Source organism: Sphingobium jiangsuense (assembly GCF_014196495.1).
Taxonomy (GTDB): Bacteria; Pseudomonadota; Alphaproteobacteria; order Sphingomonadales; family Sphingomonadaceae; genus Sphingobium; species Sphingobium jiangsuense.
In genome coordinates this window covers 188,431-213,363 of the sequence record NZ_JACIDT010000001.1, presented here as the reverse complement: position 1 = coordinate 213,363, position 24,933 = coordinate 188,431, and the positions used below count along the sequence as shown (strand labels likewise).

Genomic DNA, 24,933 nt, shown 5'->3' with positions numbered 1-24,933 from the left:
ATGTGCGAACAAGGGCGGCCCGCGCGGCCGGGCGGATATGCGCTGGGCGGCGCGGCGGCGGGCATCGCCCTGCTGCTGGGCGGGTGCATCACCGTCAAGGCGCCGGACAAGCCGATCGAGATCAACCTCAATGTGAAGGTGCAACAGGAAGTGGTCGTCCGTCTGCAAAAGGACGCGCAGGACCTCATCCAGAACAACCCGGAGCTGTTCCCGCAATGACACGCAAATCCTCCCTTCTCCTCGCCGCGCTGGGGCTGGCCGTCGTCGGCCTGACCGGCGCGCTCCTCTCCTCCGGCCCGGCCATGGCGCAGTCCGGCGTCGTCGCCTCGGCGATGGCCGCCGGCACGGTGGGCGAGCAGGCCGACGGCTATCTCGGCATCAACGGATCGGTCAGCGCTGAAGTCCGCGCCGAGGTCGAATCGATCAACATCAAGCGGCGCGCGGCCTATACCGACCTTGCCGCCAAGCGGGGCGTGACCGTGGCCGATGTCGCGGCGGCGACCGGCTGCCAGACGCTGGCCAGCCGGGTGAAGCCGGGGCAGGTCTACCGCATCGGCACCGGCGGCTGGCAGACCAAGGGCAGCGCGCCGATTTCGCTGCCCGGCTATTGCGCCACGGCCAACTGAGCGGGCGCGGCGGGGCCGTGACCGGCCTTAAAGCGGGCATTGTCGCGACTCGCAACATGTCCGGTTGACTTGATCCTTTCCCCTTTCTAAACGGGCCGCGCCTTGACGGGTGCAGTCTTCACGGTTCAAGCCTTTCCTTACCCAAGCCGCTGTTGGAGAAGGAGAGGCCGGAATGTCGGAGATTGAACCTGGGCAGGACCCTGTTCGGGAAGACCCCCGCATCGTGTCGCTGGAAAAGCGAATCGAGGAGGTGGAGCGTACCGAGCGGAAGAGGACCGGTCAGCGCGACCCGGTGGCGGAGGAAAACAACCGCCTTGGCAATCGCGTGCTGGCCGAGCTCGTCGGAGGTCTTGCCGGTGGCGCGCTGGTGGGCTGGTTTCTCGACCGGTTGCTCGGCACGTCCCCCTGGCTCCTGCTGGTCTTCCTCTTCCTGGGGATAATCGTGGCCTTCAGGAACATCATAAGGATTTCGACGAAGCGCTCCGGCAGGCCGGGGCGCTGATGTCATAGGCAAGTGCATGGTTTCGGGGGTTATAAGTGGCAGAATCCGGTAAAATCGACCCGATGCACCAGTTCGCGATCGAACCCCTGTTCGGTACGAGCAACCTGTCGCTGGGCGGATACAACATCGCCTTCACCAACAGCGCGCTGTGGATGGTGGTCGCGGCCGTCGCGCTGTGGATCTTCGTCGCGGGCGGCATGAAGCGCAGCCTGATTCCCGGCCGCTGGCAGATGGCGGTGGAATTCTTCACCGGCTTCATCGAAAAGCTGCTCACCGACAATGTGGGCGCGGGCGGCAAGAAATACGTCCCCTATGTCTTCACCCTGTTCATGTTCATCCTGATGGGCAATATCCTCGGCCTGCTGCCGCTGGGCCTCGTCGGGGTGCATCCCTTCACCTTCACCAGCCATTTCACCGTCACCGGCGCGCTCGCCGTGCTCAGCTTCTCGATCGTGCTGATCGTCGGCTTCTGGAAGCATGGCCTGCACTTCTTCTCGCTGTTCGTGCCGCACGGCACGCCGCTGCCGATGATCCCGGTGATCTTCCCGATCGAGGTCGTGTCGTTCATGGTGCGCCCGTTCAGCCTCGGCCTGCGTCTCTTCGTCGCGATGACCGCCGGGCACGTGCTGCTGAAGGTGCTCGCCGGGTTCGTCATCAACTCGACCAATGCGGGCCTGGGCTACGGCGCGCTGGTCGGCATCCCCAGCTTCACGCTGATGGTCGGCATCAGCGCGCTGGAGCTGCTGGTCGCGGTCATCCAGGCCTATGTTTTCGCGCTGTTGACCTCGGTCTACATCAACGACGCCGAAAATCTTCACTGAGCCAAATCTTCGCCGAATTTATCAACGCTGTTCAAAGCACGAGTTTCAGAAAAGGAGTTATCATTATGGACGCAGAAGCCGCAAAGCTGTTGGGTGCCGGTCTGGCCGCGATCGGTGCGGGCATGGCCGCGCTCGGTGTGGGCAATGTCTTCGCTTCCTTCCTCGAAGGCGCGCTGCGCAACCCGTCGGCCGCCGACGGCCAGCAGGGCCGCCTGTTCATCGGCTTCGCCGCCGCGGAACTTCTGGGTCTGCTGTCGTTCGTCGTCGCGATGATCCTGGTGTTCGTCGCCTAAGCAGCGATCGGACGATTGTTACCGTGAGGGGCGGATTTTCCGTCCGTTCCTCACGCCTATTCTCTGATCCAACGGGACGGGTGCAATGCCTCAGATAGCCCAGCTTGCCGCAACCTACAGCTCGCAGATCTTCTGGCTGCTGCTGACGTTCGGCCTGCTCTTCTTCGTTGTCGGACTGGGCATGGTGCCCAAGATCCAGTCGACCGTCGATTCGCGCAACGCGAAGATCGCGGACGATCTGGCGCGCGCCAAGGCGGCCTTCGCCCGCGCGGACGAGATCGAGGAAGACTATCGCGCCCGCGAAAATGCGAGCCGCGCCGCCGCGCAGGCTCTCGTCGCCGAAGCCAAGGCCAAGGCGGCCAAGGACAGCGAGAAGCAGGTCGCGACCGCCGACAAGAAGATCGCGGCCCGCATCGCCGAGGCGGAGGAGGCCATCAAGGCGTCGTCGGCCAGGGCCCTGGCGGAGCTGGAGGCGGTTTCCGCCGAAGCCGCGCAGGACATGGTCGCAAAGATTTCCGGCGGGGAAATTTCCCGCGAGGCTGCCTTGCAGGCGGTGAAGGTGGCTCTGGCCCATGGCTGAGGAAGCAGGAATGAACGCGCACGCCGATACGCTGACCGGTTCGCAGGCCGTGGCCGAGAATCTGGAAAACGCCGACAAGGTGCAGGACCTGCATGGCCAGGTCCATGCCGCCAGCGAAAGCGTCGGCGGGCCGGAAGTCCATCATGCCGAACCGGCGGTGGCGGGCGTGCTGGACGCGACCGTCTGGGTCAGCCTGGCGATGGCGGTCTTCATTCTGGTGCTGCTGGTGAAGAAGGTTCCCTCGGTCATCGGCAAGGCGCTGGACGGCCGGATCGACGCGATTCGCGCGCAGCTGGACGAGGCTTCGAAACTGCGGGCCGAGGCCGAGGCGCTGAAGGCGGAATATCAGGCGAAGCTGTCCGATGCCGAGAAGGACGCCGCCGCCCTGCGCGCCCGCGCGGAGGAAGAGGCCGCGCTGCTGATCGCCGACGCCAAGACCAATGCCGCCGCGCTGGTGAAGCGTCGCCAGAAGATGGCCGAGGACAAGATCGGCGCCGCCGAGCGCGCCGCCGTGGCCGAAATCCGCGCCAGAGCGGTGAGCGCCGCGACCAGCGCCGCCTCCGCCCTGCTCGCCGAGCATCATGACGCGAAGGCGGACAAGACGATGATCGACAGCACCATCAAGTCGCTGGGCACGATCAACTGACCGGATCGCACAGGCCCCTGCGGCCCCTGTGAGCGGAGTGAAGAGGCGTCGCATGTGCGGCGCCTTTTTGCATTTGGAGACCCCTTGCCTGCCGTGGGAAAGCCCGCCGCATGGCTTCGTGCGCGGCCCGGACCGGTCATGCCGTTCCCGCTGCGGAGAGCGCCGTTCAGAAATAGATGTCGATATAGTCCGTCAGCCTGTCGCACCACTCGAATTCCCGCAGGCGGTAATAGGGCCGGTTCTGGGTGATGGCGAAACGCCATTCTTTGGTCGCTTCGCATGTACGCCCCCGGTCGGGCGTGTCGGTGATGCTGATCGTGCCTTGGAAGAGGAAATAGTCCTTTCCGATCTCCCGGATGACGCCGTCGAGAAACAGGCGTCCCGGCCCGCCGGCTTCGAACTGTGCGCCGCGCAACCTCCAGCTGTCGCCCTTGGCGCTGATGCTCGCCGTTCCGCGCGTATTCCAGTCGATCCACTGCAGCGTCAAACCCCGGTTGCCGAGCAGGCGGCGCGCGGCGGCCCTGTCGAGGATGCGGGTCGGCTTTTCGCTGGCAGGCGCGGGCGCGGCACGATCTTGCGATACCTCCGGCCGGGCGGCGGCGGGGGCCGCGCTGGCGAGGAACAGGACCGCAAGCGGGAGCGGGGCGGCGAGGAACGGGCGCAGCATGGTCATGGGGCAAAGCTAGCCCCGTGCAAAATTGTCCGCAAGGCCGGGCGCGGAGGCGGGGCAGGCCCCGGTTGCGGCCGGGGCGAAATAATCCGCTCCCGCCATCGCCTTCCCTCTCGCTAACGCGCTCCTTCCGCCCTACATCGGCCCCATGGCCTCCACCGATCTTCCCGACCGCTTCAACGAGGAAAAATCCGTCTTCACCGTGCGCGGCGCGGGCGCGCCCGACATAGAGACGGGCGTGGCGGCGATCCGCGAGGTGGTGCGCACGCTGCCGCTGCGGCCCGGCGTCTATCGCATGCTCGATGCGCGCGGCGACGTGCTCTATGTCGGCAAGGCGAAGGCGCTCAAGAATCGCGTCACCAACTACACGCAGGTGATGCGCCTGCCGCGCCGGCTGCAACGCATGGTGTCGCAGACTCGCGCGATGGAGATCGTCACCACCGGCAGCGAGGCCGAGGCGCTGCTGCTGGAAGCGCAGCTGATCAAGCGCTATCGCCCGCCCTATAATGTGCTGTTGCGCGACGACAAGAGCTTCCCCTTCATCCTCGTCCGCCACGACCACGCCTTCCCGCGCATCCAGAAGCATCGCGGCGCGCGCAAGGCGGAAGGGCGCTATTTCGGCCCCTATGCCGGGGCCGGGCAGGTCAACCGCACGCTCAACGCGTTGCAGAAGCTGTTCCTGCTGCGCAGCTGCACCGACAGCTTCTTCCGCAACCGCGCGCGCCCCTGCCTGCTCTACCAGATCCGCCGCTGCTCCGCGCCCTGCGTCGGGCGGATCGACGAGGCGGCCTATGCCGAGCTGGTCGCCGATGCCGAGGCGTTTCTCGACGGCAAGGGCGGTGGCGTGCAGGCGAAGCTGGCCGACGCGATGAACAAGGCGGCCGAGGCGCTGGATTATGAGCTGGCGGCGGTCTATCGTGATCGGCTGAAGGCGCTGACCTTCGTGCAGAACAGCGGCGTCGCCTCCCAAGGAGTCGAGGATGCCGATATCTTCGCGCTGGCGAGCGAGGGCGGGGCGATGTGCATCCAGGCCTTCTTCCTGCGCGGCGGCCAGCATACCGGCAGCCAGTCGCTCTTTCCCGTCCACACGCAAGAGGTCAGCGAGGACGAGGTGATGTTCTCCTTCCTCGCCCAGTTCTACGAGGACGTGCCGCCCGCGCGCCTCATCCTGCTGGACCGGCAGCTGGAGGAGGGGATGCTGCTGGAGGAGGCGCTCTCCACCAAGATCGGGCGCAAGGTGCGCATCGAGGTGCCGCAGCGCGGCCCGCGCACCAAGCTGATCGAGGAGGCCCGCCGCAACGCCGCCGAGGCGCTGCAACGGCGGCAGGCGGAAAGCACGGGCCAGGCGAAGCTGCTCGCCGGGCTGGCCGATCTGTTCGGGCTGGAGGGGCCGCCGGACCGGATCGAGGTCTATGACAACAGCCATATCCAGGGCGCGCACGCGCTGGGCGCGATGATCGTCGCGGGGCCGGAGGGCTTCCGCAAGAATGCCTATCGCAAGTTCAACATCAAGGATCCCGACACGCGGCCGGGCGACGATTTCGCGATGATGCGCGAGGTGTTCACGCGCCGGTTCGCGCCGCTGGTGGAGAAGGAGGCGCGGGCGGACAGCCCGGAGCGGGAGAAGGGCGAATGGCCCGATCTGGTGCTGATCGACGGCGGCAAGGGACAATTGTCGGCGGCGCGCGAGATGCTGGAGGAACTGGGCATAGAGGATGTGCCGCTGGTCGGCGTCGCCAAGGGGCCGCATCATGGCCGCGAGGGGCGGGAGGTGTTCCACCTGCTCGACGGGCGGGAGATCATGCTGCCGCTCAACGATCCGCTGCTTTTCTATCTGCAACGCCTGCGCGACGAGGCGCACCGCTTCGTCATCGGCGCGCACCGGGGCAAGCGCAGCAAGGCGATCACCACCTCGTCGCTGGACGAGGTGCCGGGCATCGGCCCCGCGCGCAAGAAGGCGCTGCTGATGCATTTCGGCACCGCGCGGGCGGTGAAGGATGCGCGGCTGGAGGATCTGCAACGCGCGCCCGGCGTGTCGAGGGCCGTGGCGCAGGCCGTCTACGATTATTTCCATCCGGGCGGCTAGCGGAACGGGCGGAAAGGCGGCCGGCCGCTTTCCTGTTCTCATGCCCGGCGGCTTGTGATAGTCGCCGGGGGCGGCACCGGCGGCAGGAAAGGGCAGGCATGGAAGGGGATCGCGCGGCGCGCGGCGGCGTGTTCAGGCCCGAATTCGAGGTCGCGGAGGGCACCGAGAGCAACCGTTTCCGCACCGCGCGTTTCAGGCGGTTTCGCGCCTTGCTCGAATCCCTTCCCGCAAAGGCCGATGGCGCCCCCATCCGCATTCTGGATGTCGGCGGCGCCCCCGGCTACTGGCTCGGCGTCCGGCCGCTGTGGCAGGATTTCCCGGTCGAAATCACGATCGTGAACATCGGCGCGGAGGATGAGGACCGCCCGCCCTTTCACCTGCGGAAGGGGGACGCGTGCAGCCTGCCCTATGCCGATAGAAGCTATGACATCGTGCATTCGAACAGCGTGATCGAGCATGTCGGCCAGTGGCGGGCGATGCGGGCGATGGCGCATGAGGTAAGGCGGCTGGCCCCGCGCTATTTCGTCCAGACGCCGAATTTCTGGTTTCCCTATGAGCCGCATTACAAGATGCCGTTCATTCATTGGCTGCCCGAATCCGTGCGGGCGGCCATGGTGCTGCGCAAGGCACGCGGCTGGATATCCGCAGATACCTACGATCAGGCCATGACCGAGGTGCAGGACATCAATCTGGTCACGGCCCGGCAAATGGCCGAGCTTTTCCCCGATGCCGCGATAGAGCGCGAATATATCGGGCCGTTCACCAAATCGCTGATAGCCATTCGTTGACGGACCGGTCGCCGTCGCGAAAGGGCGGCAGGAAGGCAGGGGCTGCCTCCCTTCCCGCTTTGCGCTAAGGAAGGGCGATGCCCCATTTCTCCACCCCCGCGATCCTCTGCGCCGTGCGGCATCATGGCGAGCATGGCGCGGTGGTGCGGGCGCTGACGCCGGCGCACGGTCTGGTCGCGGGCTATGTGCGCGGCGGGCGGTCGCGGACGATGCGCCCCGTGCTGCTGCCCGGCAACCGGGTGATGGCGGACTATAGCGCCCGCACCGCGGAGCAGCTTTCCTCGCTCGGCGTCGAATTGTCGCACAGCCTCGCGCCGATCCTGTCGGAGCCGCTGCCCGCCGCCGCGATCGAATGGATCTGCGCGCTCACCGCCACCGCCCTGCCGGACGATATTCCCTATCCCGCGCTCTACGAGGCGATGGGCGCGGTGCTGGATGCGGTCGAGGCCGCGCCCGCCGCGCGGGGCTGGGCGGTGGGGCTGGTGCGCTATGAGCTGCTGCTGCTGGCGGAGCTGGGCTTCGGCCTCGACCTGTCGGGCTGTGCGGTGACGGGGCAGGGGATGGAAAGCCTCGCCTATGTCTCGCCCCGCACCGGCGCCGCCGTCAGCGCGCAGGCCGCCGCCGGATATGAGGCGCGGCTGCTGGCGCTGCCGCCTTTTCTGCGCGACCGGACGATGCAGGCCGACTGGACGGATATCCTCGCCGGCCTCGCGCTGACCCGTCATTTCCTCGAACGCTCGGTGCTGATCGACCGCCGCGCCGGCGTGCTGGCGGCCCGCGACCGCCTGACCGACCGCCTCAAAAGAGCGGTTGCGTGAACAGCGCCTTCTCCATATGCGTGCCCGCATATTCATCCGCGGTCGCGGGACGGGAAGGAGATATTCATGCTGGTTGCGCTGTTCGCCGGAGACGGCATCGGTCCTGAAATCATGGCGGAGGCCCGCCGCGTGCTCGACGCGCTCGGCCTCGACGGCCTGACTTATGAGGAAGGGCTGGTGGGCGGCGCGGCCTACAAGGCGAAGGGGCATCCGCTGCCGCCGGAAACGCTGGATATCGCCCGCCGCGCCGATGCGATCCTGTTCGGCGCGGTCGGCGATTATGATTGCGACGCGCTGGAGCGCCATCTGCGCCCCGAACAGGCGATCCTCGGCCTGCGCAAGGAACTGACGCTGTTTTCCAACCTGCGCCCGGCCAAGGTATTCCCGCAGCTCGCCGACGCCTCCGCGCTCAAGCAGGAGGTGGCGAGCGCGATCGACCTGCTGATCGTGCGCGAACTGAACGGCGACGTCTATTTCGGCGAGAAGGGCATCCGCACCACCGCCGACGGCCTGCGCGAGGGCTATGACATCATGAGCTATAACGAGGCGGAGGTCCGCCGCATCGCGCACAGCGCCTTCCGCGCCGCGCAGGTGCGCCGCAAGAAGCTCTGCTCGGTGGACAAGGCCAATGTGCTCGAAACCAGCCAGCTGTGGCGCGACGTGGTGACGGAGGTTGCCGCCGACTATCCCGATGTCGAGCTGTCCCACATGTATGTCGACAATGCGGCGATGCAGCTGGTGCGCAACCCCGGCCAGTTCGACGTGATCGTCACCGGCAACCTGTTCGGCGACATCCTCTCCGATCAGGCGAGCATGTGCGTGGGGTCGATCGGCATGCTGGCCTCGGCCTCGCTCGATGCGAACGGCAAGGGGCTGTACGAGCCTATCCACGGCAGCGCGCCCGATATCGCCGGGCAGGGCAAGGCCAATCCGCTGGCGACGATCCTGTCGGCGGCGATGATGCTGCGCTATTCGCTGGGCAGGCCGGAGGCGGCGGACCGGATCGAGGCGGCGGTGGCGAAGGCGCTGGAAAGCGGCGCGCGCAGCCCCGATCTGGGCGGCGCGATGACCACCCGCGAAATGGGCGACGCGGTGCTGGCCGTCCTCTGATTTCCCGGTGGCGGCGGGCGATGAAACCCGCCGCCCCGATTCCGACTTTTTTAACAGAATCAACGCTATCGCCGATCCTGTACAGAGAAACAGGGTCGGACGATGCAGGGCACAATGCGCGCGGAACATGACGCGTTACGCACCATGGTGCGCGAATTTGCGGAGTTCCTGAACGGACCCCTGCCTCAGGACATGGCGGACGCGTCGAAGCGGCGGCTGGAATTTTCCCGGCTGTTCCGCAGCCATATCGTCGCCGAACGCGATTATGCCCGCGCCTGCCTGCAATATGCCGACAAGTCGGTGCACGCGCTGATGGAGGAATATTCCCGCGCCTTTCACGCGCTCTATTTCGACTATAGCCGCCATATCCAGCATTGGGGCCTCGACCGGGTGAGGGAGGACTGGCGCGGCTACGGCAAGGCGGTGGGCGAATTGCGCGAACGTTTCCTGAAGCTGATGGACTGGGAGGACGCGGAAATCCTCCCCGCGCTGGCGGTCACCGAATAAGGCGGCAGCCGCTTCGCCTTTCGGCACGCGGGGGAGCAAAAGGCTTGCAGTTGCGCGCCGTGGCGGTAAGGGCTGTGGCAGCGGCCGACGCCGTGCAAGCCCCTGCCCCCGCGCAGGGGCTGCCCCGTCGCCTCCATCACGATCAGGCATCACGATCAGGGCATGAGATGAAACGCACAACGGGTCAGAATCGCGAGATTACCTCCAAATGGCGTCCGGCGACGCAGGCGATCAGGGGCGGCACCTGGCGCAGCGAGCATGGCGAGACCTCCGAGGCGATCTTCCTCACCTCCGGCTATTGCTATGACGACGCGCAAACGGTCGCGGTGCGCTTCGCCGGGGAGCAGGAGGGCATGACCTATTCCCGCCTCCAGAACCCGACCGTGCAGATGCTCGAAGAGCGCATCGCGCTGATCGAGGGGGCTGAGGCCGCGCGCTGCCAGGCGAGCGGCATGGCGGCGATGACGGCGGCGCTGCTGTGCCAGCTGAAGGCGGGCGACCATGTCGTCGCGGCGAAGGCGGCGTTCGGTTCCTGCCGCTGGCTGACCGACACGCTGCTGCCGAAGTTCGGCATCGAGACGACCGCGATCGACGCCTTCATCAACGAGGAATGGGAAAAGGCGATCCGCCCCAACACCAAGCTCTTCTTCTTCGAAACCCCGGCCAACCCGACCATGGATCTGGTCGACATGGACTATGTCTGCGGCCTCGCGAAATCGCGCGGCATCGTCACCGTCGTCGACAATGCGTTCGCGACCCCGGTGTTGCAGCGCCCGCTCGATTATGGCGCGGATATCGTCGCCTACAGCGCGACCAAGCTGATGGACGGGCAGGGGCGCGTGCTGGCGGGCGCGATCTGCGGCAAGGCGGAATTCATCAACGACGTGCTGATGCCGTTCCAGCGCAACACAGGGCCGACCCTCTCGCCGTTCAACGCCTGGGTGGTGCTCAAGGGCATGGAAACGCTGGAGCTGCGCGCGCTGCGCCAGTCGGAAAGCGCGCTCGCCGTGGGCCGCTTCATGGAAAAGCGCGTGCCGAAGATCCTGCACCCCGGCCTGGAGAGCCATCCGCAATATGTGCTGGCGCAAAAGCAGATGAGGGCTTGCGGGCCGATCTTCTCCTTCATCCTCGACGGCGGGCGGGAACAGGCGCATGCGCTGCTCAACGCGCTGGAGCTGATCGATATCTCCAACAATATCGGCGACAGCCGCAGCCTGATGACGCATCCGGCCTCCACCACCCATCATGGTGTCGGCGCGGAAACGCGCGAGGCGATGGGCGTGGTCGAGGGCATGCTGCGCCTCAATGTCGGGCTGGAAGACCCGCAGGATATTATCGAGGATCTGGATCAGGCATTGACCTCGATCGGCCTTTAGGAGAATCTGGGCCGGTGAAGGCCTTGTTTCCCTTTTTCGCCGTGACCGACGATATCGTCGTCCGTGTCGCCGTCAGTTATCTCCCGGAGCAGTCCCAGCCGGAGCAGGACCGATGGTTCTGGGCCTATCATGTCCGCATCGAAAATGAGGGGGACGAGCCGGTGCAACTGCTGTCGCGGCGCTGGTCGATCACCGACGGGCGCGGGGCGGTGCATCATGTGGAAGGCGAAGGGGTGATCGGCGAGCAGCCGGTGATCCATCCCGGCGCCTCCTATGATTATGTGTCGGGCTGTCCGCTCACCACCTCGACAGGGGTGATGGAGGGCCATTATACGATGGTCGCGTCGGACGGGCGCATGTTGAAGGTCGCCATTCCGCGCTTCGCCCTGATTGCTCCTGCGGAAACGGAATGAAAAGAACCCATCTGCCCCTGAATGGCCTGCGCGTGCTGGATGCCGCCGCGCGCCACCTTTCCTTCACCCGCGCCGCCGACGAACTGGCGGTGACGCCCGCCGCCGTGGGGCAGCAGATCCGCGCGCTGGAGGACATGCTGGGTGTCGTCCTCTTTCGCCGCACGCCCAAGGGGCTGGAGCTGACACCGGAAACGGAGGGCGCGCTGGAGGCGTTGCGCAATGGCTTCCTGAAGTTCGAGGAAGCGGTGCAGACGATGCAGGCGGGCCAGTCCAGCAACGCGCTGACCATCGCCGCGCCGCGCGACATCATCGCGACCTGGCTGATGCCGCGCCTCGCCGGCTATGCGGCGGAGCGGGCGGACCTGCACCTGACGCTGATCGCCGCCGACACGCCGCCCGACTTCACCGAGGCGAATCTCGACCTTGCGATCGAACTGACCGGCGGCGTCGGCGAGCATGAGGGCGTTCCATTGGATGACGGGCGCTATATCGTCGTGGAAAGCGCGACCGGCGGCGCCGAAGGCTGGATCGACTGGCCCGGCAGCGGCGCGCCCGCCGCCGAACCGGCGCTGATCCGCGTCGCCGACGGCGGCCTCGCCATCAGCGCGGCGGCCAATGGCCTCGGCCGCGCCAGCGTGCCGCATCTCCTCGCGCAGGGCGCGCTCGCCGATGGGCGCGTGCGGCAGGTGGGAGAGGCGCAAGCGGGCAAGCACGGCTATTGGCTGATCGCCCCCGCCCCGCAATGGCGGCAGAAGAAGGTCCGCGCGCTGGTCGAGGTGCTGACCGCCTGATACGCTCGCCGATCTCGGGCTGCATGAGGGTTAATCGGGTTCACGCGGAGGCGCGGAGACACGGAGAGATTGGGAGGGGCCGCAGGTCTCTCAGCTTTTCTTGCCTTGGGCGGGCCGGGTGGATGGAATAAAGACGCTTCGCGAATATTCCCTCCGCATCTCCGCGCCTCCGCGTGAAATTTCAATAAGCCCCAGAGAAACAGCCTATCCCATCTCCGTCATGCCAGCGCAGGCTGGCATCGCCCTCGACAGCGTGGAACCAGGCCCCCCGTCATGCCAGCCTGCGCTGGCATGACGGGGGGCGGAGAGGTAAGGAAGCGGACGAACGGCCGCCTCAATGCACGAAGCGGGCCACCACGTCGCGATAGCTGCGGCTGACCTTCACCTGCGCGCCGGATTCGAGGATCAGGAAGCATTCGCCGTTGGTATGCGGCTTCACCTGCCGCACCTGTGACAGGTTGACGATGGTGGAGCGGTGCACGCGCTGGAAATTGCGCGGGTCGAGCCGCTTTTCGAGGTCCTTCATCGTCTCGCGCAGGATCAGTGAATTGTCGGCGGTGTAGATGCACATATAGTCGCCCGCCGCGTCGATCCGCTCGATGCTGTCGACATCGACGCGGAAGATCTGGCCGCGATCCTTGATGTTGATCAGCTTCTCATAGCGGCTGGCGGACGGCGCGCTCTCGTCCTCGTCCGTGTCGAAGCTCGACATCGCCTCCGGCGCGACCTCGGCCAGCACCTCGCGCAGGCGCTCGGCCTCCTGCGCCTGGCGTTTGTCGGCAAGGCGCTGGCGCACCCGTTCCAGCGCGTCGGCGAGCCGCTGCTCGTCCACCGGCTTCATCAGATAATCGACCGCCTGCGCCTCGAACGCGCGGATCGCGTGGTCGGAATAGGCGGTGACGAACACGAACAGCGGCGGCTCTATGTCCATCGTGCCTGCGACGACCGAAAAGCCGTCGAAGCCGGGCATCTGAATGTCGAGAAAGACGAGATCGGGCTTGTGGGTCTTGATCGCGCGGATCGCCTCCCGCCCGTTCTGGCAGGTTTCCACTATTTCAACGTCGGGATGGGCCTCCAGACGCAGGCTCAGCCCCTGAATGGCGAGGCTTTCATCGTCGACGAGAATGGTGCGGATTGTCATCTTGGGAAATCTCTCATGCTGGCTTCGTTACCAGGGGCAGCTCGATCGTGACGACGAAACCACCCCCCGGAGCAAAACGCGTTTCGAAGCTATGTCGTTCCCCGAACGCCTGCGTCAGCCGGTCGCGAATATTGACCAGTCCAACCCCTGTAGACAGATTTGGGCGTTTATGCTCGTCATTCAACCCCGGACCGGTATCGGAAACCACGATGCGCACATTTTCCCCTGCCGGATGGGCGCTGACGCCGATTTCCGCCCCTTCCTCCTTGGGCGTCACCGCATATTTGATCGCATTCTCGACCAGCGGCTGGAGCAGCAGCGAGGGCAGATGGGCGTCGGCGACGCGCGGGTCGATGTCGAACACCGGGCGCAGCCGGTCCTCGAACCGCATCTTCTCTATCTCCAGATAGAGCTTCAGCGTCTCGATCTCCTGATGCAGCGGCACCATCGCGGTCGGCTCGTTGATGAGGGTGTAGCGCAGGAAGGAGGACAGGCGGGAGAGCATCGCATTGGCCCTGTCCGTCTGCTTCAGCAGCACCAGCGTCGATATGCTGTTGAGCGTGTTGAACAGGAAATGCGGGTTGAGCTGATAGCGCAGCATCGCCAGCTGCGCGCTCGACGCCTGGTTTTCCAGGCGCAGCAGCTGGTCCGCCTGCTCCTCCACCGTCAGGTAGAAGTTGATCGCATAATAGAGCGCGGCCCAGGCGAACAGCAATGTGACGGTGAGATAATAGGCGCCGAGCAGCAGTTGCAGGCCGACCGCGCTGCTGCCCCGGTTCTGCGTCGCGAACACCCAGGCGTCGATGAAAGCACCGATCCCGGCGGCGATCAGCACCACGAGGATCGAGACGGTCCACGTCACGAACGGCCGCTGCTTCAGCAGCATGCGGAAGATCACCGCCATCAGCAGCGTCAGCGAATAGCCGGTGATGGTCGAAATGAGGACCGGGATCAGGAAGGAAAAGGGCTGGCCGTTGGCGAGGCCGGAAATGCCGCGCAGCATGAAGGCGCCGGCCCAGCCGACGGATTGCAGGTTCCAGAACGCCCGGTTCTTGTCCTGAAAAAAAGGTTTGGCCTGAAACGGATTAACGGACATGCGCTGTCCGTCTTACCGCATGGCTCCGGCAAACGGGAACCGCTTTTTTGCAAAAAACATATGCGATGACCGAAGGCGGCGGAACCGGGCCGGATCGTCCCTCGCGGCGGTTGCGAGGGAGGCGAACAGCGGAAAAAGGCGCGCATAAATGATTTTTTTGTTGCGCCCGCGCGCATTTAACCCAAATCGTCAGGGATAATGTTGCGTCAATATGAACTTGTCGAACGCGTAAAACGCTACGATCCCGATGCGGACGAGGCGATGATCAATCGCGCCTACGTCTTTTCCGTGCAGAAGCATGGCAGCCAGAAAAGGGCGAGCGGCGACCCCTATTTCAGCCACCCGATCGAGGTGGCGGGCATCCTGACCGATTTCTACATGGACGACAAGACGATCGTCACCGCGCTGCTGCACGACACGCTGGAGGACACGCTCACCACCTATGAGGAGATAGAGGAGCTGTTCGGCCCCGACGTCGCCCGGCTGGTCGACGGCGTCACCAAGCTTTCGAAGATCGAGGCGCAGTCGGAAAACGAGCGCGCGGCGGAAAATCTGCGCAAGTTCCTGCTGGCGATGTCGGACGATATCCGCGTACTGCTGGTGAAGCTGGCCGACCGGCTGCACAACATGCGCACGCTGCACTTCATCGGCAAGGAAGAGAAGCGCCGCCGCATCGCGCGCGAGACGATGGAGATCTACGCGCCGCTGGCCGAGCGCATCGGCATGTACGACTTCATGCGGGAAATGCAGCTGCTCGCCTTCCAGCAGCTGGAGCCGGAAGCGCATGACAGCATCACCCGGCGGCTCGACCAGCTGAAGGAAGGCGGGGTCGACAAGGTCGCGCGCATCTCCTCCGGCCTGCAACTGCTGCTGGGGCAGGCGGGAATGAAGGTAACGGTGTCGGGGCGGGAGAAGCATCCCTATTCGATCTGGCGCAAGATGCAGGAACGGCACATCAGCTTTGAGCAGCTGACCGACGTGATGGCCTTCCGCATCATCACCGCGACGACCGAGGATTGCTATCGCGCGCTGGGCATCATCCACGGCCGCTACAAGATGGTTCCGGGCCGCTTCAAGGATTATATCTCGACCCCCAAGCGCAACGGCTATCGCTCGCTGCACACGACGGTGATCCATGCCGAGAATGCGCGCATCGAGATTCAGATACGCAGCGCCGAGATGCACCGGGAGAATGAGTTCGGCCTCGCCGCCCACTGGGCCTACAAGCAGGGCAAGGGGCCGGACGGGCAGGCGGGCTGGCTGCGCGACCTGATCGAGATCCTCGACCAGAGCCACGATGCCGACGAACTGCTCGAAAACACGCGGCTCGCCATGTATCAGGACCGCATCTTCGCCTTCAGCCCGAAGGGGGAGCTGTACCAGCTGCCCAAGGGCGCGACGCCGGTGGACTTCGCCTACGCGGTGCACACGAGCCTCGGCGGGCAGACGGTCGGCGCCAAGGTCAACGGCCGGGTGGTGCCGCTGCGCACCGTGCTGGAAAATGGCGATCAGGTCGAGATATTGAAGAGCGAGGGGCAGGAGCCGCAGCCCGGCTGGCTGACCTTTGCGATCACCGCCAAGGCGCGCGCGGCGATCCGCCGCTATATCCGCCACAAGCAGCGCGACGAGACGATCCGGCTGGGCGAGAACCTGTTCGAGGAGATCGTCGACCGGCTGCCGGTGGAGATCGGCGACAAGGCGGTCGCGGCGGCGTTGAAGCGCCTGAAGATGGAGGATCGCGCCGCGCTGATGATCGCCATCGCCACCCATCGCGTCACCGACATGGAGGTGATGGAGGCGCTGATCCCCGGTTCCACCAGCGGGCAGGACGGCGACCATCACGCCCCGGCGCAGCATCATCCGGTCTCGATCCGCGGCCTGACGCCGGGCATAGCCTATAGCCTGGGCGAATGCTGCCACCCGGTGCCGGGCGACCGCATCGTCGGCATCCGCCGCACCGGCGAGCCGATCGAGGTGCACACCATCGACTGCATGGCGCTGGAGGACGGGCAGGACGCGGACTGGGTGGACCTTGCGTGGGACAGCAAGTCGAAGGGCGGCACCGCGCGGTTGCAGGTGATCGTCAAGAACCAGCCGGGCGCGCTGGCCGCCGTCGCCAATATCTTCGGCGTCAACAAGGCGAACATCCTGAACCTGCAACTGGTGAACCGCGAGGGGCCGTTCCACACCGACATCATCGATCTGGAGGTGACCGACGCCCCGCACCTGATGCGCATCGTCTCCGCCCTGCGCGCGCTCGATTGCGTGGCGCAGGCGGACCGGGTGTAGCGCGATCACCCCTTAAAACGGGTTCTGGGGACTCGGCCGAAACCGGACTTTACCTCTATCGTCACCCTGAACTTGGTTAGCTGCGCTGGCCTTCGGCTCAGGGTCCATCGCGCCGGATCGGCCATCGGTCTGTGGGGCTGGATGGATGCTGAAACAAGTTCAGCATGACGGTTGGGCTATGTCAGTTCCACCCCAACCCTGTTTTCCATACCATGTCTGCAAAGGCTATAATCGTCAAAAAAAAGGAGACGGGCCAATAGCCGCGCCTCCCCTTTCCCTTGATTGGGCTACCCCCGCGCTCAGCCCGCGATGCCGCTCGCCGCCAGCACCGCCAGCGTCATCAGGTCGCTCGCGGTGGAGGCCATGGGCGCGACCTGCACCGGCTTTTCCATGCCGACGAGGATCGGGCCGATCACCGAATCGCCGCCCAGTTCGCGCAGCAGCTTGGCGGAGAGGTTGGCCGATTGCATGCCCGGCATGATCAGGCAGTTGGCCGGGCCGGACAGGCGGCTGAACGGATATTTCTTCATCACCGCCGGGTTGAGCGCGACGTCGGGCGCCATCTCGCCCTCATATTCGAAATCGACGCCGCGCTGGTCGAGGATCGACACCGCCGAGCGCAGATTTTCCAGCCAGTTGCCGGTCGGGTTGCCGAAGGTCGAATAGGACAGGAAGGCGACGCGCGGCTGGTGGCCCATGCGGCGGGCGACGGCTGCCGTCCCTTCCGCGATATTGGCCAGCTCTTCCGCGCTGGGGCGTTCGTTGACCATCGTGTCGGCCATGAACACCGTGTGCGTCTGGCCGACCAGCACATGCACCGCGAAGTTGGTCTGCCCCTGCACCGGATCGACCACGCGGCGCACCTGCCGCATGGTTTCGGGGAAGGTGCGGGTGATGCCGGTGATCATCGCGTCGGCCTCGCCCATCTGCATCAGCAGCGAGGCGAAGATGTTGCGGTCCCGGTTGACCATGCGCTGGCAGTCGCGCAGCAGATAGCCGCGCCGTTGCAGGCGGCCGTAGAGCTTTTCCACCATCGCGGGCACCAGCGGCGAGTTGACGCTGTTGTGCACCTCGAAGCTGTGCGGGTCGGAAACGCCCAGATCGCGCAGCCGGTCGTAAACGTCCTGCCGCCCGACCAGCACCGGGATGCCGTAGCCGCCGTCGCGGAACTGGATCGCCGCGCGCAGCACGACCTCTTCCTCGGCCTCGGCGAAGACGACGCGCTTCGGGTTGGCCTTCGCATTTTCATAGGCGAGGGTCAGCACCGAGGTGGTCGGGTTGAGGCGGCCCTTCAGCGACCGGGCATAGGCGTCCATGTCCTCGATCGGCTTCTGCGCGACGCCGCTTTCCATCGCCGCGCGGGCGACGGCGACCGGCACGACCTCCATCAGGCGCGGATCGAACGGGGCGGGGATGATATAGTCCGGCCCGAACTGGTGCGCCTGGCCATAGGCGGCGGCGACTTCCTCCGGCACCTGCTGGCGGGCGAGCTCGGCGATCGCGGTGGCGGCGGCGATCTTCATCGCCTCGTTGATCGCGGTCGCCCGCACGTCGAGCGCGCCGCGGAAGATGAACGGGAAGCCGAGGACGTTGTTCACCTGATTGGGATAGTCCGACCGGCCGGTCGCGACGATGGCGTCCGGGCGCGCGGCCTTGGCGGCGGGCGGCGAGATTTCGGGATCCGGGTTCGCCATCGCGAAGATGATCGGCTGCTCCGCCATGTCCTTGACCATGTGCGGCTTGAGCGCATCGGCGGCGGACAGGCCGAGGAACACGTCGGCGCCCTTCAGCGCCTCTTCCAGCGTGCGCGCCTCGGTCTTGACCGCATGGGCGGATTTCCACTGGTCCATGCCGCTGGAGCGGCCCTGATAGATGACGCCCTGACGGTCGCACATGATGACGCGGTCGGCGGGCGCGCCCATCGCCTTGATCAGTTCCGTGCAGGCGATGGCCGCCGCGCCCGCGCCGTTGACGACGACGTTGATGTCCTTGATGTCGCGGCCGGTGATGTGCAGCGCGTTGATGAGGCCCGCCGCGCAGATGATCGCGGTGCCGTGCTGGTCGTCATGCATCACCGGAATGTTCATCCGCTCTTTCAGAGCCTGCTCGATGATGAAGCATTCGGGCGCCTTGATGTCTTCGAGGTTGATGCCGCCGAAGCTCGGTTCGAGCAGCGCGACCGCATCGATGAAGGCCTGCGGATCTTCGGTGGCGACCTCGATGTCGATCGAGTCCACGTCGGCGAAGCGCTTGAACAGCACCGCCTTGCCTTCCATCACCGGCTTGGAGGCGAGCGCGCCCAGATTGCCGAGGCCGAGGATGGCCGTGCCGTTGGAGATGACCGCGACCAGATTGCCCTTCGCGGTATAGTCATAGGCGGTGCCGGGATCGTCGGCGATCGCCTTCACCGGGACGGCGACGCCGGGGGAATAGGCGAGAGAAAGGTCGCGCTGGGTAGCCATCGGCTTGGAGGCAATGATCTCGATTTTGCCTGGCCGTCCCTGCGAATGGAAATACAGGGCCTCGCGTTCGGAAAATTCGACACTTGCTCTCTCGGTCATTGTATCTCCTTCATTCGCACTGCACCTGACGGGGACGATCCGCATCGCCGTGCAAAAGGCCCTAGACCCATTTACGTTACGGCCACAAGTGCGATGAAGCCCGCGGCGGCATAAATTGTTTTCACCGGGGCGGGGGCTTCCGCTTCGCCGCGTCACCGGCTATCGCTGCGCGGTGATGGCCAATCCCGCTTCCAAGACCGGCTCCGTTTCCTCCGCCCCCGCTTCGGCCCAGACGCCGATGATGGCCCAGTATATGGAGCTGAAGGCGCAGGCCGCCGATTGCCTGCTCTTCTACCGCATGGGCGACTTTTTCGAGATGTTCTTCGACGATGCGAAGGCCGCCGCGGCGACGCTCGACATCGCGCTGACCTCGCGCGGGGAGCATGACGGCGTCCCCATCCCGATGTGCGGCGTGCCGGTGCATAGCGCGGAGGCCTATCTGGCGCGTCTGATCCGCGCCGGGCACCGCGTCGCCATCGCCGAGCAGACCGAAACCCCGGCGGAGGCCAAGGCGCGGGGCGGGTCCAAGGCGCTCGTGGCGCGGGGTATCATCCGCTATGTGACGCCGGGCACGCTGACCGAGGACACGCTGCTCGATTCCCGCGCCGACAACATGCTGGTCGCGGTCGGCGAGGCGGGCGGGGAGATCGGCATCGCCGCCGCCGACATCTCGACCGGCCGGTTCGAGACGATGACGGTGGACGCCGCCGCATTGCAGGCCGAGATCGCCCGGCTGGGCGCGAGCGAGATCGTGATCGCGAACGGCTCTGCGCTCGACGTTGCGGGCAGGCAGGGGGCGGGCGCGCATGGCTTCGACAGGGGCGCCTTCTCCTCGCAGCGGGCCGAGGCGCGGCTGAAGGCGATGTTCGGCGTGGCGACGCTCGATGGCTTCGGCAGCTTCGGCCGGGCGGAACTCGCGGCGATCGGCGGCCTGCTCTCCTATCTCGACCATGCCGGGCAGGGGACGCTGCCCCATCTCGCGCCGCCGGTGCATATCGCGCCGGGCAGCCATATGGCGATCGACGCCGCGACGCGCGAGAGCCTTGAGATCGTCGCCACCATGGCCGGGGCGCGGCAGGGCAGCCTGCTGCACGCGGTCGATCGCACCGTCACCGGCGCGGGCGCGCGCCTGCTCGCCGCCGATCTGGCCGCGCCGCTGCTCGACGGCGCGGCGATAGAGGCGCGGCTCGATCTGGTGCACTGGCTGCACGATCATGGCGGCCAGCGCGATGCGTTGCGCGCGGTGCTGCGGGCGCTGCCGGATATCGGCCGCGCGCTGGGCCGCGTGGCGATGGGGCGCGGTTCCCCGCGCGACCTCGGCCAGATACGCGACGGCCTGGGCGAGGCGCGGATGCTGCGCGAGCGGCTGGCGAGGGCGCCGGATCGCCCGCCGCTGCTCGACCGGCTGCTGCCCGCGCTCGACGGTCATGGCGATCTGGTCGATGAACTGACCCGCGCGCTCGTCCCCACCCCGCCCACCGAGACGGCGAGCGGCGGCTATATCGCGGAAGGCTATGACGCCGCGCTCGACGATCTGCGGCGGCTGGGCAGCGACGGGCGGCGCGCGATCGCGCTGCTGGAGGCGCGCTATCGCGACGAGACGGGCATATCGGCGCTCAAGATCCGCCATAATGCGGTGCTGGGCTATCATGTCGAGGTGCCTGCCCGCCATGGCGACACTCTGATGAAGGAAGGGTCGGGCTTCACCCATCGCCAGACGCTGGCCGGGGTGGTGCGCTTCAATTCGGTCGATCTGCACGAACAGGCGAGCCGGGTGATGCAGGCGGGCGCCCATGCGCTCGCCGCCGAGGCCGCGCATCTCGAAGCGCTGATCGAGCAGGTGCTTTCCCGCAAGGAAGCGATCACCCGCGCCGCGCAGGCGATCGCGCGGCTCGACGTGGCGGCGAGCCATGCCGAGCGCGCGGCCGAGGGCGGCTGGGCACGCCCGCGCTTCGTGCCGGACCAACGGCTGGAGATCGTCGGCGGGCGGCATCCGGTGGTCGAGGAGGCGCTGCGGCGCGAGGGCCAGCCCTTCGTCGCCAATGATTGCGTGCTGTCGGGCGCGGACCGGCTCTGGCTCGTCACCGGCCCCAATATGGGCGGCAAGTCGACCTTCCTGCGCCAGAACGCGCTGATCGTGCTGCTGGCGCAGGCGGGCGCCTTCGTGCCCGCGCAATCAGCGACGCTGAGCCTTGTCGACCGCCTGTTCAGCCGCGTCGGCGCATCGGACAATCTGGCGCGCGGCCGCTCCACCTTCATGGTCGAGATGGTCGAGACGGCGGCGATCCTCTCCCAGGCGACAGAGCGCAGCTTCGTCATATTGGATGAGGTCGGGCGCGGCACCTCCACCTATGACGGCCTCGCGCTCGCCTGGGCGGTGGTCGAGGCGGTGCATGAGGTCAACCGCTGCCGCTGCCTGTTCGCGACCCATTATCATGAGCTGACGCGCCTGGCCGAAAGCCTCAAGGCCCTGTCGCTGCACAATGTCCGCGCGCGTGAATGGAAGGGCGATCTGGTGCTGCTGCACGAGGTCGCCGACGGCCCTGCCGACCGCAGCTACGGCATCGCGGTGGCGCGGCTCGCGGGCCTGCCGCCTGCCGTGCTGGCGCGGGCGAAGGACGTGCTGTCCCGGCTGGAGGCGGGCAAGGCCAGGACCGGTGGCATAGCGGCGGGCCTCGATGACCTGCCGCTCTTCGCCGCGAGTCTGGCCGCGCAGGAGGAAGCGGCCGCCGACCCGCTGCGCGAGGCGCTGTCCGCGCTCGATGTGGACGCGCTGTCCCCGCGCGAGGCACTGGATCATCTCTATCGCCTCAAAGCGCTGGCGAATGAGGGGGCGGAGCACTAGATATCCTCTTATGACCGATCTTTTCGCCAGCCTGCCCAACCGGCGCTCCATCATCAATCGCCGGATCATCGCCGACAGGATCGAGGCGCTGGCGGCGGAAAGCAGCGGCGATGTGGGCCATTTGCGGCAGAAGATCGTCGCCGTGCTGGCCGAGGCGCTGAAGGAAGGGCGGGCGGAGGCCAAGCGGCGGCTGGAATATCGCCCCACCAACGGGCGCGAGGCGGTGCAGGCGCTCGCTTTCCTGACCGACCAGATCGTGCGCATCCTGTTCGACGCGACCACCCACTATCTCTATTCGCCGGGCAACCGCACCGCAGGCGAGCAACTCGCGCTGCTGGCGGTGGGCGGCTATGGCCGGGGCGAGATGGCGCCGCACAGCGACGTCGATATCGCCTTCGTCACCCCCTACAAGCCGACGAGCTGGACCGAGCAGGTCATCGAATCCATGCTCTATTCCCTTTGGGACCTGGGCCTGAAGGTCGGGCATTCGAGCCGCTCGATCGACGAGATGATCCGCATGTCGAACGCCGACCTCACGGTGCGCACCGCGATGCTGGAGGCGCGCTATGTCTGGGGCGACCGCGCCGTCTACGACGAAGCGCTGGCCCGGTTCGACGCGGAGGTGGTGCGCGACAGCGCCCGCGCCTTCGTCGCCGAGAAGCTGGCCGAGCGGGAAGAGCGGCACAAGCGGATGGGCGACAGCCGCTATGTGGTCGAGCCCAATGTGAAGGAAGGCAAGGGCGGCCTGCGCGACCTGCACACGCTGTTCTGGATCGGCAAATATGTGAACCGCGTGCGCTCCGTTTCCGGGCTGGTCGAGGCCGGGCTGCTGACCCCGCATGAACTGCGCCAGTTCCAGAAGGCGGAGAATTTCCTCTGGGCGGTGCGCTGTCACCTCCATTATCTGACCGGCCGGGCGGAGGACCGGCTGACCTTCGACATGCAACTGGAGGTCGCCCAGCATATGAGCTTCACCGCGCGCTCCGGCCGGGCGGGGGTGGAGCGGTTCATGCATTATTATTTCCTCACCGCGAAGAAGGTGGGGGATCTGACGGCGGTGTTCCTCGCCCATCTCGACGACCAGTGGGCCAGCAAGGGGCGCCGTTTCGTGCCCTCGATATTCCGCCGCCCGCGCAAGCTGGAAGGCTATGTGCTGGAACGCGGGCGGCTGGCGCTGCCCAGCGACGATTTCTTCCAGAAGGATCCGGTGCGCCTGCTGGAGATTTTCGCCGTGGCCGACCAGCATGAGCTGGAGATCCACCCCAGCGCGCTGATCGCCGCCAGCCGCGATGCGCAGCTGATCGACAATGCGATCCGCCGCGACCCCCGCGCCAACGCCTTCTTCCTCGACGTGTTGACCTCTCCGCGCGATCCGGAACGGGTGCTGCGCTGGATGAACGATGCCGGGGTGTTCGGCCGCTTCGTGCCGGATTTCGGCCGCGTCGTCGCGCAGATGCAGTTCGACATGTACCATCATTACACCGTCGACGAGCATACCATCCGCGCCATCGGCCTGCTCTCGCGGATCGAGCGCGGCGAGCTGATCGAGGATCATCCGCTGGCGGCGGAACTGATGAGCAAGCTGATTTCCCGCCGTGCGCTCTATGTCGCGGTGCTGATGCACGACATCGCCAAGGGGCGCGGCGGCGACCACAGCATATTGGGTGCGGAGGTTGCGGAAAAGCTGTGCCCGCGCCTCGGCCTGTCGGCGGCGGAGACGGAAACCGTCTCCTGGCTGGTGCGCCATCATCTGCTGATGAGCGCGACCGCGTTCAAGCGCGACCTTTCCGACTACAAGACGATCATGGACTTTGCCGAGGTGGTGCAGAGCGCGGAGCGGCTGCGCCTGCTGCTGGTGCTGACGGTGGTGGATATCCGCGCGGTCGGCCCCGGCGTCTGGAACAGCTGGAAACGGCAGTTGTTGTCCGACCTCTACATCGCGGCGGAGGAGGTGCTGCGCCTCGGCCACAAGTCGACGGGACGCAAGGAACGGATCGCCGCGAAGAAGCAGGCGCTGCGCGAGGCGCTGGACGTTCCCGCCGCCGAGTTCGACCGCTATGCCAGGCGCCTGCCCGACAGCTATCTGATCGCCGAATCGGTCGAGATACTGGCGCAGAATGCGCGGCAGATACTGGCTGCGGGCAAGGAGCCGCTGTCGATCGTCGCGGAGGTCTACCCGGAGCGCGGCGCGACGCTGGTGACGGTCTATGCGTCCGACCATCCGGGCCTGTTCTACCGCATCGCGGGCGCGATCCACCTTGCGGGCGGCAGCATCATCGACGCGCGCATCCATACGCTGCGCGACGGGCGGGCGATCGACAATTTCCTGGTGCAGGACCCGCTCGGCCGGCCGTTCGACCATCCCGACCAGTTGGCGCGCATCCGCCGGGCGATCGCCGACGCGCTCGCCAACAAGCAGAAGCTGCAACCCAAGCTGGAAGCCAAGCCGTTGCCGCGCACCCGCGCCGAGGCGTTCCAGATCGTGCCCAATGTGCTTATCGACAATATGGCGTCGAACCGCTTCACGGTGATCGAGATCCACGCGCGGGACAAGCCGGCGCTGCTCTTCAACCTCGCCTATGCGCTGTTCCAGTCGAAGGTGACGGTGCACAGCGCCCATATTTCCACCTATGGCGAGCGGGCGGTCGATACCTTCTACATCACCGACCTGCTGGGCGGAAAGATAGAGAGCAAGTCGCGGCTCCAGACGCTGGAAAAGCGCCTGCTGGCGGCCAGCGAGGCGCGGGTTATCGAGGAACTGGCGGCGGTGGAGTAGGGCGGACCGAAATCAGGCCCATGCGGGCCTGCGAGCCGCGCTATTCTGCGCTTCGGTGCTCACGGCCCCTTAGGTCGCTGCGCTCCGGTGCTCGAATATCACGCCTCCCGGCTCCACCTGAACCTGATTTCGACCCACCCTTGGCGCGTCTTCTTCCCGTTCGGGCTGAGCTTGTCGAAGCTCTGTCCTTCTTCCTGT

At 66.3% G+C, this 24,933-nt stretch carries 22 protein-coding genes; 18 read left to right on the top strand and 4 right to left on the bottom strand.

The window, feature by feature from the left end:
- From GGR43_RS01040 to GGR43_RS01010, 7 genes are all read left to right on the top strand, one after another.
- The gene (locus GGR43_RS01040) at window positions 1-219 is read left to right on the top strand and encodes a YnbE family lipoprotein (RefSeq protein ID WP_246343279.1); all 219 of its coding nucleotides are present in this window, start codon (window positions 1-3) and stop codon (window positions 217-219) included.
- Window positions 216-626, top strand: coding sequence for a YdbL family probable chaperone protein (locus GGR43_RS01035; RefSeq protein ID WP_188070082.1), 411 nt, complete (start codon window positions 216-218; stop codon window positions 624-626). Before GGR43_RS01040 ends, GGR43_RS01035 begins: the two co-directional genes overlap by 4 nt.
- A 172-nt stretch (window positions 627-798) precedes the next feature.
- Window positions 799-1,128 (top strand): AtpZ/AtpI family protein, encoded by a 330-nt coding sequence (locus GGR43_RS01030; RefSeq protein ID WP_188070081.1) that lies wholly within the window; start codon window positions 799-801, stop codon window positions 1,126-1,128.
- 62 nt (window positions 1,129-1,190) lie between these two features.
- On the top strand, window positions 1,191-1,949 hold the full coding sequence (locus GGR43_RS01025) for a F0F1 ATP synthase subunit A (protein WP_188070338.1): 759 nt from the start codon (window positions 1,191-1,193) through the stop codon (window positions 1,947-1,949).
- A 65-nt stretch (window positions 1,950-2,014) separates the two neighbouring features.
- On the top strand, window positions 2,015-2,242 hold the full coding sequence (locus GGR43_RS01020; protein ID WP_188070080.1) for a F0F1 ATP synthase subunit C: 228 nt from the start codon (window positions 2,015-2,017) through the stop codon (window positions 2,240-2,242).
- Between the two features lie 85 nt (window positions 2,243-2,327).
- Complete coding sequence (locus GGR43_RS01015) at window positions 2,328-2,822, top strand: F0F1 ATP synthase subunit B family protein (RefSeq protein WP_188070079.1); 495 nt, start codon at window positions 2,328-2,330, stop codon at window positions 2,820-2,822.
- 10 nt (window positions 2,823-2,832) lie between these two features.
- Window positions 2,833-3,468: a F0F1 ATP synthase subunit B family protein gene (locus GGR43_RS01010; RefSeq protein ID WP_188070078.1), complete on the top strand. Its 636-nt coding sequence runs from the start codon at window positions 2,833-2,835 to the stop codon at window positions 3,466-3,468.
- Window positions 3,469-3,634: 166 nt separating this feature from the next.
- Here GGR43_RS01010 and GGR43_RS01005 read toward each other — a convergent pair whose 3' ends face one another.
- The gene (locus tag GGR43_RS01005; protein ID WP_188070077.1) at window positions 3,635-4,141 is read right to left on the bottom strand and encodes a hypothetical protein; all 507 of its coding nucleotides are present in this window, start codon (window positions 4,139-4,141) and stop codon (window positions 3,635-3,637) included.
- Window positions 4,142-4,286: 145 nt separating this feature from the next.
- On the opposite strand from GGR43_RS01005, the gene uvrC reads away from it, so the two are divergent.
- From uvrC to GGR43_RS00965, 8 genes are all read left to right on the top strand, one after another.
- Entirely contained in the window at window positions 4,287-6,224 is a 1,938-nt protein-coding gene (gene uvrC / locus GGR43_RS01000; RefSeq protein WP_188070076.1) for an excinuclease ABC subunit UvrC, read from the top strand.
- Window positions 6,225-6,322: 98 nt separating this feature from the next.
- The gene (locus tag GGR43_RS00995) at window positions 6,323-7,012 is read left to right on the top strand and encodes a class I SAM-dependent methyltransferase (RefSeq protein ID WP_188070075.1); all 690 of its coding nucleotides are present in this window, start codon (window positions 6,323-6,325) and stop codon (window positions 7,010-7,012) included.
- Window positions 7,013-7,089: 77 nt separating this feature from the next.
- The gene (gene recO / locus GGR43_RS00990) at window positions 7,090-7,830 is read left to right on the top strand and encodes a DNA repair protein RecO (protein WP_188070074.1); all 741 of its coding nucleotides are present in this window, start codon (window positions 7,090-7,092) and stop codon (window positions 7,828-7,830) included.
- 66 nt (window positions 7,831-7,896) lie between these two features.
- The gene (leuB, locus tag GGR43_RS00985) at window positions 7,897-8,940 is read left to right on the top strand and encodes a 3-isopropylmalate dehydrogenase (protein ID WP_188070073.1); all 1,044 of its coding nucleotides are present in this window, start codon (window positions 7,897-7,899) and stop codon (window positions 8,938-8,940) included.
- Between the two features lie 114 nt (window positions 8,941-9,054).
- Window positions 9,055-9,447 (top strand): hypothetical protein, encoded by a 393-nt coding sequence (locus GGR43_RS00980; RefSeq protein ID WP_188070072.1) that lies wholly within the window; start codon window positions 9,055-9,057, stop codon window positions 9,445-9,447.
- A gap of 167 nt (window positions 9,448-9,614) precedes the next feature.
- Window positions 9,615-10,823, top strand: a complete 1,209-nt coding sequence (locus GGR43_RS23460; protein ID WP_188070071.1) for a trans-sulfuration enzyme family protein — start codon at window positions 9,615-9,617, stop codon at window positions 10,821-10,823.
- 14 nt (window positions 10,824-10,837) lie between these two features.
- On the top strand, window positions 10,838-11,236 hold the full coding sequence (gene apaG, locus GGR43_RS23455; RefSeq protein WP_188070070.1) for a Co2+/Mg2+ efflux protein ApaG: 399 nt from the start codon (window positions 10,838-10,840) through the stop codon (window positions 11,234-11,236).
- Complete coding sequence (locus GGR43_RS00965) at window positions 11,233-12,027, top strand: LysR family transcriptional regulator (RefSeq protein ID WP_188070069.1); 795 nt, start codon at window positions 11,233-11,235, stop codon at window positions 12,025-12,027. Before apaG ends, GGR43_RS00965 begins: the two co-directional genes overlap by 4 nt.
- A gap of 334 nt (window positions 12,028-12,361) precedes the next feature.
- On the opposite strand, the gene GGR43_RS00960 is transcribed toward GGR43_RS00965, so the two are convergent.
- Complete coding sequence (locus GGR43_RS00960) at window positions 12,362-13,168, bottom strand: LytR/AlgR family response regulator transcription factor (protein WP_188070068.1); 807 nt, start codon at window positions 13,166-13,168, stop codon at window positions 12,362-12,364.
- 13 nt (window positions 13,169-13,181) lie between these two features.
- Window positions 13,182-14,264 carry a sensor histidine kinase gene (locus tag GGR43_RS00955; protein WP_188070067.1) on the bottom strand — a complete coding sequence of 361 codons (1,083 nt, stop codon included), beginning with the start codon at window positions 14,262-14,264 and terminating at the stop codon, window positions 13,182-13,184.
- A 198-nt stretch (window positions 14,265-14,462) separates the two neighbouring features.
- Between GGR43_RS00955 and GGR43_RS00950 the strand changes: the two genes are divergently transcribed.
- On the top strand, window positions 14,463-16,553 hold the full coding sequence (locus tag GGR43_RS00950) for a RelA/SpoT family protein (RefSeq protein WP_188070066.1): 2,091 nt from the start codon (window positions 14,463-14,465) through the stop codon (window positions 16,551-16,553).
- A gap of 299 nt (window positions 16,554-16,852) precedes the next feature.
- On the opposite strand, the gene GGR43_RS00945 is transcribed toward GGR43_RS00950, so the two are convergent.
- Window positions 16,853-19,114: an NADP-dependent malic enzyme gene (locus GGR43_RS00945; RefSeq protein ID WP_188070065.1), complete on the bottom strand. Its 2,262-nt coding sequence runs from the start codon at window positions 19,112-19,114 to the stop codon at window positions 16,853-16,855.
- Window positions 19,115-19,289: 175 nt separating this feature from the next.
- On the opposite strand from GGR43_RS00945, the gene mutS reads away from it, so the two are divergent.
- A complete protein-coding gene (mutS, locus tag GGR43_RS00940; protein ID WP_484592890.1) occupies window positions 19,290-21,959 on the top strand; it encodes a DNA mismatch repair protein MutS in 2,670 nt (889 codons plus the stop codon).
- A gap of 10 nt (window positions 21,960-21,969) precedes the next feature.
- On the top strand, window positions 21,970-24,735 hold the full coding sequence (locus GGR43_RS00935; RefSeq protein ID WP_188070064.1) for a [protein-PII] uridylyltransferase: 2,766 nt from the start codon (window positions 21,970-21,972) through the stop codon (window positions 24,733-24,735).
- Window positions 24,736-24,933 lie beyond the last annotated feature (198 nt).